The organism is Microcoleus asticus IPMA8 (genome assembly GCF_013179805.1).
GTDB classification, from domain to species: Bacteria; Cyanobacteriota; Cyanobacteriia; order Cyanobacteriales; family Microcoleaceae; genus Microcoleus; species Microcoleus asticus.
Genome location: NZ_SRRZ01000031.1, coordinates 17,810 through 29,864, shown reverse-complemented (window position 1 = coordinate 29,864; position 12,055 = coordinate 17,810). Strand labels below are relative to the sequence as shown.

General features: G+C 46.6%; 11 protein-coding genes. 6 read left to right on the top strand and 5 right to left on the bottom strand.

Features of this window, described 5'->3' with window-relative positions; genetic code table 11:
• Positions 1-544: 544 nt before the first annotated feature.
• Both E5S67_RS10780 and E5S67_RS10775 read right to left on the bottom strand, forming a co-directional pair.
• Complete coding sequence (locus E5S67_RS10780) at positions 545-1,879, bottom strand: DUF4912 domain-containing protein (RefSeq protein ID WP_172187034.1); 1,335 nt, start codon at positions 1,877-1,879, stop codon at positions 545-547.
• Between the two features lie 98 nt (positions 1,880-1,977).
• Positions 1,978-2,181 (bottom strand): hypothetical protein, encoded by a 204-nt coding sequence (locus tag E5S67_RS10775; protein WP_172187033.1) that lies wholly within the window; start codon positions 2,179-2,181, stop codon positions 1,978-1,980.
• 265 nt (positions 2,182-2,446) lie between these two features.
• On the opposite strand from E5S67_RS10775, the gene E5S67_RS33990 reads away from it, so the two are divergent.
• Positions 2,447-2,569, top strand: coding sequence for a hypothetical protein (locus tag E5S67_RS33990; RefSeq protein WP_281363531.1), 123 nt, complete (start codon positions 2,447-2,449; stop codon positions 2,567-2,569).
• A 103-nt stretch (positions 2,570-2,672) separates the two neighbouring features.
• Positions 2,673-4,262: a cysteine--tRNA ligase gene (gene cysS / locus E5S67_RS10770; protein WP_172187032.1), complete on the top strand. Its 1,590-nt coding sequence runs from the start codon at positions 2,673-2,675 to the stop codon at positions 4,260-4,262.
• Between the two features lie 50 nt (positions 4,263-4,312).
• On the opposite strand, the gene E5S67_RS10765 is transcribed toward cysS, so the two are convergent.
• Entirely contained in the window at positions 4,313-4,501 is a 189-nt protein-coding gene (locus E5S67_RS10765; protein WP_172187031.1) for a DUF433 domain-containing protein, read from the bottom strand.
• Positions 4,502-4,611: 110 nt separating this feature from the next.
• On the opposite strand from E5S67_RS10765, the gene E5S67_RS10760 reads away from it, so the two are divergent.
• Positions 4,612-4,839, top strand: a complete 228-nt coding sequence (locus E5S67_RS10760) for a hypothetical protein (RefSeq protein ID WP_172187030.1) — start codon at positions 4,612-4,614, stop codon at positions 4,837-4,839.
• 321 nt (positions 4,840-5,160) lie between these two features.
• Here the strand turns inward: E5S67_RS10760 and E5S67_RS10755 are convergent, their stop codons facing one another.
• Entirely contained in the window at positions 5,161-6,117 is a 957-nt protein-coding gene (locus tag E5S67_RS10755) for an alpha/beta fold hydrolase (protein WP_172187029.1), read from the bottom strand.
• 143 nt (positions 6,118-6,260) lie between these two features.
• On the opposite strand from E5S67_RS10755, the gene E5S67_RS10750 reads away from it, so the two are divergent.
• Positions 6,261-7,373, top strand: a complete 1,113-nt coding sequence (locus E5S67_RS10750) for an AI-2E family transporter (RefSeq protein WP_172187028.1) — start codon at positions 6,261-6,263, stop codon at positions 7,371-7,373.
• A gap of 130 nt (positions 7,374-7,503) precedes the next feature.
• Here the strand turns inward: E5S67_RS10750 and E5S67_RS10745 are convergent, their stop codons facing one another.
• A complete protein-coding gene (locus tag E5S67_RS10745) occupies positions 7,504-8,439 on the bottom strand; it encodes an OmpA family protein (protein ID WP_172187027.1) in 936 nt (311 codons plus the stop codon).
• A 730-nt stretch (positions 8,440-9,169) separates the two neighbouring features.
• On the opposite strand from E5S67_RS10745, the gene E5S67_RS10740 reads away from it, so the two are divergent.
• Both E5S67_RS10740 and E5S67_RS10735 read left to right on the top strand, forming a co-directional pair.
• Positions 9,170-9,841 carry a hypothetical protein gene (locus tag E5S67_RS10740; RefSeq protein WP_172187026.1) on the top strand — a complete coding sequence of 224 codons (672 nt, stop codon included), beginning with the start codon at positions 9,170-9,172 and terminating at the stop codon, positions 9,839-9,841.
• A gap of 5 nt (positions 9,842-9,846) precedes the next feature.
• Positions 9,847-11,925, top strand: coding sequence for an abortive infection protein (locus tag E5S67_RS10735; protein WP_172187025.1), 2,079 nt, complete (start codon positions 9,847-9,849; stop codon positions 11,923-11,925).
• Positions 11,926-12,055: the final 130 nt, after the last annotated feature.

Genomic DNA, 12,055 nt, shown 5'->3' with positions numbered 1-12,055 from the left:
ATAATGGTGGAGTGAAAAATCCATATTTTGATTAAACAAGCTCAATAGCGAGTTAAGTAAACATCTATCTACAGATAGATATTGAGATAATTGTCTAATATATAGCAATCCTAAATCATTTGTGAATTTCTTACTCCCTCCCCTTAGCAAGGGGAGGGTTGGGGTGGGGTAAAAAATTTACGACTCATTTAGTAGGATTGCTATAGCAGTTATCAATCGGATGAAATAAAGTAGGAACTTAGACCTAAGTCCCTACAGATGTTCGCATACAATCTATATTTATCCCTAGTTTTAAGAATTGGTATAACTTTTGCCGATCGCCCGATCCGCGATCTATTCTGCTATAAAAACCCGGTTTCTGAGTAAGTCCTAAATACAAAAAACACCGCTCCTCAAAACAGGAGTACGGTGTATAGGGGGTGTTATGGGTTGTTGTCTGGGATTAACCCTAACAAATCACGATCGGCTCAGGCTATGCCTTGTGATGGTTAACAAATTGGCACAAACCTGCATTATCGCCCGGATCGCGATCGACCGCGAGCGATCAGCCCAACCATTCCACAACAGCATCTTCCTTGGTATTGGTGTGCCGTTCAGGGGTTTCGCGGTTGAATTTCATGTGGATAGCGCGGTTTTGTTCGCCGTCTGCTGCTACTGCAAAAATCGGATAGTCGATTAAGCCGTCTTGGAAAGACATCTGGAAGCGGAAAGTGCCGTCAGCATTGAGTTTAATCGGCTGTCCGCCTACGTAGACGGTGGCGTCGGGTTCGGTGGCGCCGTAGACGATCAGTTCGGCATCAGCAACTAACCAGAACTGGCGGGGGCGCATCGGGGCGGCGAAGCCAACTCCCGACATACCGACACCGGACATACCGATACCCGACATGGTGAGGCCGGACATACCGACACCCGACATGGTGAGGCCGGACATACCGACACCCGACATACCGACACCGGACATAGTAGGAACAGCCCACATTCCAACGCCGGAGGGGAACACGTAAGAACTGAGAGCTTGTTCGTGGATGCCGACTTGCTGGACGGAACCGGCGACGTGCTGCATGGAACCAAAGATAGAACCCGCTACGCGCAGGGATTCGGCAGATTCTGCCATGCCGAAGATTTGTTCGTAGATGGCGTTGCTGGTGCTGTAACCACCGCCATTGACTGCTTGTGCGAGTTTCTTGGCCGGAGGAACCAGTTCCGCGAAGGTTTTGCCCTGCAATTCTTCTTCCCAATCGAGGGTGATGAATTGATCTTCAATCCAGTCGCTGGGATAGACGGGAGGAACGCGGACTTGGGCCGATCGAGCTAATACCAGCCAGCGACCGTCTGCACAGCGGTAGCCGATGTCGATCGCGTAGTCTCGATCGCTTACGGGGATTGGCACGTACCATTCCCGCGCCAGTTCGTCGCAGGGATATTCTTGAATGCTGTGCGGGCTTTGGGTGTCGAGGTTAACATCTGTAACGTCGTAGATCCGCAGGGCGAGTTGCTGTCCTCCTTGGCGGCGCAATTCTTCTTTGCGATCGTTGGGAATGTCCCAGTAAGTGTAGGCCCATTCTGGGTCGCGGGGCATTAAAACAACCCGGCTTTCGCCGTAGCCGTTGGGCAAATCTGCTAAACCTTCATCTACAGACGACAAAGAACCGCCTGTTCTATCTTCTTGACCGAGTTCAAACTTTGCTGCTTCCACTGCTTCTTGTGCCTCTAATTTGCGAGATGGGCTGTAGGAAAATTTGGTGCGCTGAATTTCTTGAATTGATGCCAGAAGTTGCGATTTCCGCATCCGGCTGTAGCGAGAGACTCCACATTCGCTAGCAACTCTGCGGAGTTGTCGCAAAGTCATCTCTTCTAATGGTGGGCGTTCTTTTGCCATGAGTTTGTTCTCCACTTATTTGGGATGGCGGGTTAGATTTTTTCTTTCAACACAAATGTGTTGACTTTTTGAGTTAGAAACTCTTTTAAATGCAAATATTATCGAGCTTCCAAATCTCTCCAACCTTTGAAGCCTTGCTTGTTTTTAGCTTGTCTTGTCCCCAATGCGATCGGGGGTTGTGACTTCTTGGCTTCTGCGCGCACCGTCCGATCTAAATAAAACTTTTCTGTCGATTCTTGATTGACAAGATCGATTTTGTGAGTGCGATCGGTGCTGCTAGCAACGCTGTGCTGGCAGCACACGCGCTATTCGACTCCCAGAGCTGCTTAGCTTAATCGAAGCATTTCTTTGGGATCGCTTTGTCATGACTTAATGTTGCAGACAAGTTGCGATCGGGTCAAGGGGTCTTTGCCATCAATCATGAGTAGTTATACGCATTTTCGTGATTTTGGGGATCAATATGTCAGGAAACCTTGACAAAAAAACGCTTGTGGGGATCGTCACCTACTATTGTCAAGATTCCCTGACATGAATTAGATGTGAGATTGAGTCGGCCGGGGCGGTACTATGGATAGAGGAGATTTAGTACCAAATTTCCTAGGCTGGCAGTTGGGCGCTCTTTTTCTGCAAGCTTCGCTAACAGGCGATCGCAACTACAAACCAACAGTCCTGGACGCAAAAATAGTTTGACGCGCTACCTATACAGATCGGGTGCGCACTGCGCACCCTACACATAGAGGTTCTGCGTAAATCTTGTAAAATCTAAAATCTAAAATCTAAAATCTAAAATCGAATGACTCTAACGCTTTACAACAGCTTGACCCGCCGCGAATCACCTTTTGAACCCATCGAACCAGGAAAGGTGCGGATGTACTGCTGCGGCGTTACGGTGTACGATTACTGTCACGTCGGCCACGCCCGCGCTTACATTGTTTGGGACATGGTGCGCCGCTATCTGATGTGGCGGGGATACGATGTCCGCTACGTGCAGAACTTTACAGATATTGACGACAAAATTCTCAACCGCGCCCGCGAAACTAATTCCACAATGGAAGCCGTGGCGGAACGCTTCATCAATGAATATTTTGCAGATATGAAAAAGCTAAATATTCTCAAGGCCGATGAATATCCCCGCGCCACCCATACAATGGACGGCATCAAACGGCTGATTCACGAATTAGAAAATAAAGGTTATGCCTATGCTTCCGGCGGCGACGTTTACTACAACGTGAGGCAGTTTGCCGATTACGGAAAACTTTCGGGCCGCAAGTTGGAAGAAATGCAGGCAGGGGCTAGCGGTAGATTGGAAACCGCAGAAATAGAAGCTCAAAAAAAGCAAGATTCCTCTGATTTTGCCCTGTGGAAAAGCGCTAAACCGGGAGAACCTGCTTGGGATTCATCTTGGGGAAAAGGCCGCCCCGGATGGCACATCGAATGTTCGGCGATGGTGCGCGATTGCTTGGGCGAAACTATTGACATTCACTGCGGCGGTTCCGATTTAATTTTTCCGCACCACGAAAACGAAATTGCTCAATCTGAAGCCGCGACTGGCAAGTCACTTGCTAATTATTGGATGCACAATGCTTTTGTGACTGTCAATGGCAAAAAGATGTCGAAATCTTTGCACAATTTTATTACAATTCGCGATTTGTTGGAGGGGAATTGGTCGGGCGATTTGGAATCTAACCCCCCCCAGCCCCCCCTTGGTAAGGGGGGGAGTCAGAATGAAGGAAGCGAGAAGTCAAAAGCGGTGGAACCGATGGCGGTGAGGCTGTTTGTGTTGATGGCGCAGTACCGCAGTCAAATTGATTTTACCGAAGAGGCGATCGCTAACGCTCGAAATGGTTGGCATACTCTTAAGGAAGGTATAGTTTTTGGTTATGTGCACGGTTCCCAATGGGGTTGGGATGTAGATAAAATTCGGAAATTGCCCATAGTGGAGAGTGAGGCTGTACAGCAATTTAGAGCAGCGATGGATGATGATTTCAATACTCCTAATGCTTTAGCTGTTCTGTTTGAATTGGCGAAGGAATTGCGGCGCGAAAGGAATATAATTGTACATGAGGGAAAAACAGAAATGCCTTTGGAAGTGTTGCAACAAAAGTGGCAGACTCTTGTTCGTTTAGCCGACGATGTTTTAGGAATTACCAACCGAGTCGAGCTAAGTTCGACTATCAATCTGCCTTCCGCATCTTTCAGTATTAATAAAGTTGAAATCATTAGCGAATTAGATGAGGAGATTGAGGCGATGATTCAGCAGCGGAAAGATGCCCGGAAAGCTAAGAATTTCGCTGAGGGCGATCGCATTCGCAACGAACTTAAGGATCGGGGCATTACTCTGATCGATCAAAAAGATGGTACAACAATTTGGCATCGGGGTTGAAACGAAATTCATAATCTGCGGAGGCAGACTTTGTTTTACAAGAAGCGGTTTCAACCGCCGAATTCTAAACACGCTCTAATGTCTTCCTCCGTCAACTCTGGGAAATCGTCTAGAATCTCTGTATGAGACATTCCCGCAGCCAGCCAACCCAACACATCATACACGGTAATTCGCATTCGGCTGATGCAAGGCTTTCCACCGCGTTTACCTGGTTCGATCGTAATGATTTTGTCGCTCATGACAAAACCGAGTTTAGTACATTTTTTTTGTTTAGCCTAGTCTTGGAATAAGCGATACAATTTACTAAACTTCGCAAGTTGTTCAACCTTAGAGGTAATAGCCTAGCTCTATGAATACCCTCGACCAAGTGCTAGAAACTGCTTTGCAACTGTCCTACGAACAGCAGGAAATGCTGATAAAAATCCTGCAAAACCCTCACCGCGAGAGTATCCGCGCAGAAATAGCTGCTGACGCTCAACAAACCTTAGCTGATTTCCGTACAGGCAAATTTCGACAGCAGTCAGCCGAGGATGTTATTGCAACATTACGCCAGTCTTTGGACGAGCCGGAAGCATGAGACAACTGGTTATGACTCCCTAATTCAAACGAGCATTTCGCAAGTTTGTCAAACGAAATCCTGAGCTCCAGCAACGTATTGAAGAATCTCTTCAACAAATGGAAGCAGATGTATTTTTTCCCAACCTAGGTACTCATAAACTAGGTGGCAAACTTGAGGGTTTTCAGTCCTGCTCTTGCGGCTGTAATTGTCGGATTGTGTTCTCGATTGAAGAGGACACGGAAACAAATTGTGAAGTCATTGTTTTACTCGACATCGGGACACATGATGAGGTCTATTAACTGTGTCAGTTATTATTAGATAATAACTCCACAAATAGATTTAATTTTTATTTAACTTATCCACAAACGCCGCAACAGCCTCGACAAATTCTGCGGTTGATTCGTAGGGCAAAACATTGCGCCCTGGCATTAATAAACCTTCCGCATTGGGAAAATGGGCTAAATATTGCGCTAATCTTTCATCGGGTTTCTCTTCCTTACCCGCTTGACTGATGCTTGAGGCTTTTTCTCCCATGACAACAAGTGCAGGCCGATCGAACTTTTGAATCGTACCGCTGTAATCCTGGCGCCAAAACCCCGCTAAAAACGAGAAAACCGCGTGCCGGCTGTCAGGATTCGCCGCCCCAGCCTGCAAAGCATCCAACCATTCGCTGTCAACTTTTTTCGCATCGCCAAAGAGTTGTTTGATGGAAAAAGAACGCAAAAACTCAGCGCGTCTGGCGTAGCGGTAAAAAGCGTTTCCCAAGGGAGAATCTAACAAATTCCAGACAATTCTTTGCTGTCTTTCTGTCGAATGTTTGTTCATCACAGCCCAAGCGGGAGGCCCTGCGAGAACTAAGCCGCGAATTAAATTTGAGCCACTTTCCTGCTGCTTTTTTACTAAAGCCAAGGCTACAGCTAGTAAAGCACCTTGCACGAGGACGATCGCAGGTTTTTTTACTACTGTTTCCAAGAAAAACTGCAACTGTGCAGCCCAATCGTCAGGATAGCAAGCCACAGCCGGCATTTCGCAATCGCCGCAGCCCAAAAGGTCGGGATTGTAAATCGGATTGCTGTTCCCTGCTTTGTACCAACTATCACAAAATCTATGCCAAAAGATTCTTGACAAACCAACTCCTATCGGATGAATTAATAACAAAGGGATGCTATCTTCTGTCGCAGTAGTTGGGTTGTAAAAATCATAAGCACAGCGATAATTTTGCCATTCGTAAAACAGCGTTGGTGATTTAATAGACGAAATAGTGGAGAAATCTTGGGTTGAATATTGCGGTTGCATATTTTTTTTTGTACTGATGTTACTTTTGATTATAATATGAGTAGGGGCAGATTTTACCCCACATATATTTGGTAAGTGAGAAGATAAATAAACTCCCCCTAGGGGAGGACATAAGCGCGAATACAAACCTTGATTACTTAATCATGTCAGAACAGCGGATTACCATTTCTTTACCTAACTTGCTGCTAATAGTAGCATCGTCCTTGCTGCTAGTGCTGCTGTGGCAATTGCGCAGCTTGCTAGTAATTCTGATGATATCAGTCGTGCTGGCCGCGTCGATCGTCCCGATCGTTAATTGGGCCGAAACAATGCGGGTTCCCCGCTGGCTAGCGGTGATTATGGTTTATTTAACTCTCATCGGCGGATTTAGCGGGACGGTAGTGTTAATCGGTCCCACGGTAATCGAACAAATAGAGTTACTGCTGCGGCAGTTACCCGTTTATGTCGAAAGTTTGAGAACTGTGGCAACTAATGTATTGAGTCGGTTGAGCGACAATGCCCCAACCTTGGTGGGTCAGTTTGTGGACACTCAATCGCTGACTAATTGGCTGATTCGATCGAGCCAACAACTGGTTTTGCGATCGTACAGTTTAACTAGAGGCATTCTAGGCGGTGTCTTCAGCCTAGTTTTAGCATTATTTATTTCCGGTTACATGGTTGCGGACAGCGACACATTAATTAAAAGTTTGGTGCAGTTTTTCCCAAAACCTTGGGATGCAAGATTAGCCGCACAAGCAGCGCCAATCGGTCAAAGAATGGGGAGTTATATTCGCGGGCGAGTGTTAGTTTCGGGGATTTTAGGGATATTTATTACCACAGGTTTAAGTATTTTGGGAATGCCGGAATTTGCTTTAGGCTTGGGTGCGATCGCCGGTGTTACCAACTTGATTCCCTTCCTCGGGCCAGTGTTGGGAGCAGTACCAGCATTAATCGTAGCATTAGCTAAAGGTGGCTGGGTACTTTTGTGGGTGTTGCTGTTATTTGTAATCATCCAGAATTTGGAAACCTACGTGCTAGATCCTTTGCTGGTTGGTTCATCGGTTGGAGTGCATCCTTTATATCAATTGCTGTCTGTCTTGGGAGGCGTTCAAGTATTGGGAATTATTGGAGCTGTAATTGTACCGCCTTGGTTTGCGGGAGTGGCAGCTTTGATTGAGAACTTGTATTTAAAACCGAAGCTTAGGAGCGAACATCAAGATGCCATAGATCAGGCTCAAAATAATTCTGACTTGCCACCTCTTACACCTTCAGCCTGATAGCCTGATAGCGGAGAAGATAGGGAGATAGGGCCATAGGGAGAGGGGAATTGAAATATTTAATTTATCTGGTTTCTGTTGGCATCGGAATAAGATGCTTGAAAAATGACTGATGACTGATGACTGATGACTAAGGACTAATTGCCACTTCAATGCGGCGGTTGCGCTGCCGATTAGTATCGGAACTATTGTCTACCGAAGGGCGACTTTCCCCATAGCCGATCGCCACCCAATGATAATTCTGGCCCACCACACCAGACAAATACTGAACCACAGCCTGAGCCCGCGCCAACGACACATTGCGATTGTCCGCCGCTTCCCCCGCGTCGTCAGTGTGGCCCGCAACCCGCACAGTTGCCCCCTCGTGATTGCCCAACTCCGCCACCAAATTGTCCAAAATCGCACTTGTTCCCGCGCGCAAAGAAATGCTGCCAGTATCAAACAAAACATCGCTGGGTAGAGTCACCATCAGCCCGTCCCCTCCAAACACCGGATTGTTGGCATTTTGTGGCGCAGTATTAACAGTTTCAGCGATCGGACTCGGGCTGCTGCCGATCGCGGGCAAAGCAGGAACAGGACTTGCCGCCGTTTCCGGCCCCGCCAATTGCTGCGACATCAACTGCAACCGCTTTTCCAAACTTTCCGTCGGGCGGCTGCTGCCCAACTGACTTTCCAAAGCCGCCGTGCGGCCGATCAGCGCGTTGAGCTCGCCCTGCAACTGTCTCAAATCCGACTGCAATTTCTCTCTCTGCGCAGGACTGACTGTGGACTGCGGACTGGGTGTAGCGGTTGGTGTCGGGAGCGCCGGAATTTGCTTTGCTGGTGCGAGTTTCGGGCTGGGGGTCACATTTTGAGTTAGACGCAGCAATCTCTCTGCCAGCGGCATCTCGGTCGCGCCTGAGGGATAAATTTGAGCGATCGCCATCCCCAGAACCCAGGCAAAACCGCTCCCCACCCCCAGCAGCAGCAGTCTAAAAATCAGCGACAGTACAAGCAAACCTTTTCCCCGCGACTTGGAGGCGCGAGTCGGGGGGATTGAAGGTTTTTGGTTAAAAGATCGCGTCATATTTCCTGCTATACAAAACTTGGCTCAATTTTATCTTTGCTTCACCATTCAACTCTAAGTATTTTCGTTGCTTGGTCTGACTCCTGCTTCTACGTGCATGAGTCTGCTCCTACTTGTCCACTGCCGTCAATTCGGGTAGAGCAACACGCTATTTTTTGTCAGTACAACTATTTTTTTTAAGCTTTTAGCCATTGTTTAATCATTATTTTCAACCTATTTAACGAATCGTGGTATCCCGTTCGACCTTTTTATAGGCTGGTCAGTTTTACATCGATCGCGGTTTACAAACTAGAAAAAAATTGCCAACCAGAAAAAAATTGCTTTGGTTTTTGGGTTTATCTAGACCTTATAGCATACAACGGAGCGTCTGTCAATAAAATCGCCATAATTCGCTTGAGAAAAAGTTTAGTAAACTATGAGGTGATTAGGTCAAACTCCCTCTCCGTTCACATACCATATGGATTTCGGTACTATCTTATTCTGTGAGATTTTAATAAAACTTGAGTTAAGTTGTGTAACGAACTAAATTAAGATAGCAGACCTTGCCGCCTTTGCCGATCGATTTTAGATTTTAGATGGGAGCACAAATCTAAAATCTGAAAAAGAAACCCGGTTTCTACAAATCTGGGGTTGGGTGGCGAAGTATCGAGGCTAAAACCGGGTTTCTAGTCCGTTGCGTGTAAGCCTGAATCTGTTGGATAATCCAGTAAAACTTTTGGAAGAAAAACCGATGACTGACCCTTTAAATAGCCCTTATCCCGTTCCGTGGGAATGGATTAGTGCCACTCATGCTAAAGTTAGCTCAACTGCAGGCACAGGCCTCCGCTACTATCGCAGTCCTTCCCTAGTTTCAACTAACGGCCAATACGCGGCTTACAGTCGAATTGAGTTGCAAGTGCAGCCGGAATTCGCCCGGTGTCGGGTTAGCAGCGTCATGTTTGTGGAAAATCTCAAAACTGGGGAACTGCAAACAGTGGCGGCTGCTTCGCCGCTGGCGGAAAGCGGAATGTATGCTAGCGATGACACAGATATGTCCGGGACGATCGCCATTTTAGTGCCTGTTTCTTGGAATCAAGACGGTTCCCGCGTTCTCGCCCGTGAATTTGAAGCACTTTTCAACTCTTCCGATATGTCCGACTACGGTGTCATTTGGGACAAAAATGATAATTACACTTATACCGTTGCTCCCGCTCGCAGTCTTTACACTCATGCTGTATTGTTGGGTTGGAGTCAAGTTTGTCCCGGACAAGTTCTGTTCCGTGCCGGCAATTTGGGCGATCGATCTTGGCCTCTTTGTGCAGTTGATATGGCCGGCAAAACCGTAGCTATCACCGAGGACAAACCCCTCGTTTTCGGCAGTCAAGCCAGCACAGACTGGATCGAACCTAAAACTCGTTTTTAGATATTATGGCGGCATTTTCTTTGAACGGGCCCACAATTTTTTTACTGTCAGGTCAATCTTTCGACCAATTCATTTTGACTCTGGCGCTGATAGTTCTGGCTGTAATTTGCGGCCTAACAGCTTTTATTTTTATTCGGATTTTTCTCAATTGGTTGCAGGCGAAATTGGAGGGAAATAGCCATTTTTTTAGACGGTCGTTCAAAAGAAAGGCTGGCAATTCACCCGCTAATATTTCAGAACCTGACAAAGTTTTTTTAGAACCCCAATTCGTAGAAAGTGACAGCAATTTAACGGCTGCTATTTTTAGAGAAGGAAGGGGTATTTCAGAAACGCTCGATCCGGAGATAATCTGCGAAAATTCAGCAGCAGTTGCCTATCTCTACAAGCCGATCGCTCTTTGGCACGGGCGGTTAATTTTGCCCTCAAGCGAACAGCGCCAGCCCTACGGTACAGTGTTTTTTGAAGTAATAAACGCGCCAAAAAAATATAAAAACTTTATTGGCAAAACAGCCTTTTTGAAATGGAGTACAAATCGCGAAGTACAGTTTTTCGCCCACGCAGTAACGCAAGATATCAACTTCACAAAACAGGCTAAAGATAGTAAAAAAGCTGGCAACATTCATCCAGATAGATTGAACGGCTGGCGAAATGTAGGCCCTTTAGAAACTCTAGCAGGCAGCAGACTCGAAGACAGCGTGACTGTGATGCTGCGCAGGCCGGTGATTGCGATTAATTATAGCAGCAGCGATCGCTATGAACTCACGATCGATCGCGAACCAGTACAAATTATCGGACGTTTGTGCGCCTTCGTCTCAATTTTGCAACGAAAAGAACCCGACAGCGACAAATTTATTGTCCGGCATTTCAACAAAACATCTCGACAATTTGACGGCGCAGCCGAAATTATTCGGATTCCGCAAGTACAGCCAGACAAAAATGGCGTAGCGAGGTCTACCAATCACCTGATCGAAAAATCGCCATTAAATCCAGACGGCTGGTACATTTACGGCGAAAGAGACGAAGACAGTATTTTTGTAGTGCAGGCAATCGAACCCCGCAAAATTGCCCAATTAACACCAGATGAAACACATTTCGGTCTCAAAAAATCTCTGGCTTATTTAAGCAGCAAAAATTGGGCAAATACACCAGCACAAAAAGGGCAAGCAAAAATAGTATTGTTAACCCCAAATGATGCTACAGAAAACGCTTCAATCTCCCCTTGGCAAGAAGGAGATATCGGCATAGTGATTCACAGTTTCGGCGGTATCGGTGGCAAAAAACGCGAACCTGCACCGCTGGGAATTGTCACCGGACATTTTGCTTTCGGAGTAGCAAAAGTGGTGCGCGATCGATTTACCAGCGAACTGCGTTTTGACATAGAATACAAACAAGTTTACGCCCACAATCCCGACGGAATTGTTGCCGGTTCCAGCAAATGGCAAAGCTATATGGGAGACTTGCAGCGCGGCTGGTTGGGCGATCGCCCGGTTTGCGATATCATCTGTAAATTAGATTGCGTGTGTTGCGACTACGATTTTGGCGGGATCGCCTTGTCGCCTTTAACCGAATTAAACCAGCAACTAGATATTATGATGGCCCGCTACCGCAGCGGAGACGGCACCGGCGCAAGTTTAGTCACGCCAGCAACTTCTTGCGTCCAAGATTCAAGTCAGGCAATTTACGCGACTATTAAAAAAATTACTTCCGAAATAGAGTCAAATCCTCAAATTCAAGACTGGCTGAAAACACATCCCACCGACGCACAAACCCAAAGATTTCACCACTTAGTAGCTTTAGGAGAAAGTTTAGAAAAAGTATTAATGCCCCTCGGCATTGTCCGTCCAGATTGGCGGAAAAATCCGAGATTGGCGGGGATTGATTCGGAACTGAAAAAAACCTTTTTTGCGGGTATAGTGAACCTAATAAAAGCTGCTATTAGTTACCGAACAATGCTGCCTAGGCGTACCCAAGATGAAATCGCTAAAATTTTCTTAAAACAGGGAGCATTTTTGTGGATAATTCGCACAAATCAAGTCGGAGGATTTGACCCCGACATTGAGCCGATCGCACCGACAGGTTTTTGAATCAGCAATCGGTTTGTAGATGATTCGGCGATTGAAATCGCTACTAAAAAAACCAAGTCTGCCTCCGCAGACTAAGAGATTGAGGGAGCATTTAAGCGGGATTTGGTATCAGTCAACAGTCAACCGTTAA

Coding starts and splice junctions, on each gene's coding strand:
- E5S67_RS10780 (WP_172187034.1), bottom strand. CDS start 1,879: ATGGCAAAAGAACGCCCACCATTAGAAGAGATGACTTTGCGACAACTC.
- E5S67_RS10735 (WP_172187025.1), top strand. CDS start 9,847: ATGGCGGCATTTTCTTTGAACGGGCCCACAATTTTTTTACTGTCAGGT.
- E5S67_RS10765 (WP_172187031.1), bottom strand. CDS start 4,501: ATGAGCGACAAAATCATTACGATCGAACCAGGTAAACGCGGTGGAAAG.
- E5S67_RS10750 (WP_172187028.1), top strand. CDS start 6,261: ATGTCAGAACAGCGGATTACCATTTCTTTACCTAACTTGCTGCTAATA.
- E5S67_RS10740 (WP_172187026.1), top strand. CDS start 9,170: ATGACTGACCCTTTAAATAGCCCTTATCCCGTTCCGTGGGAATGGATT.
- E5S67_RS10760 (WP_172187030.1), top strand. CDS start 4,612: ATGAATACCCTCGACCAAGTGCTAGAAACTGCTTTGCAACTGTCCTAC.
- cysS (WP_172187032.1), top strand. CDS start 2,673: ATGACTCTAACGCTTTACAACAGCTTGACCCGCCGCGAATCACCTTTT.
- E5S67_RS10745 (WP_172187027.1), bottom strand. CDS start 8,439: ATGACGCGATCTTTTAACCAAAAACCTTCAATCCCCCCGACTCGCGCC.
- E5S67_RS33990 (WP_281363531.1), top strand. CDS start 2,447: ATGGATAGAGGAGATTTAGTACCAAATTTCCTAGGCTGGCAGTTGGGC.
- E5S67_RS10755 (WP_172187029.1), bottom strand. CDS start 6,117: ATGCAACCGCAATATTCAACCCAAGATTTCTCCACTATTTCGTCTATT.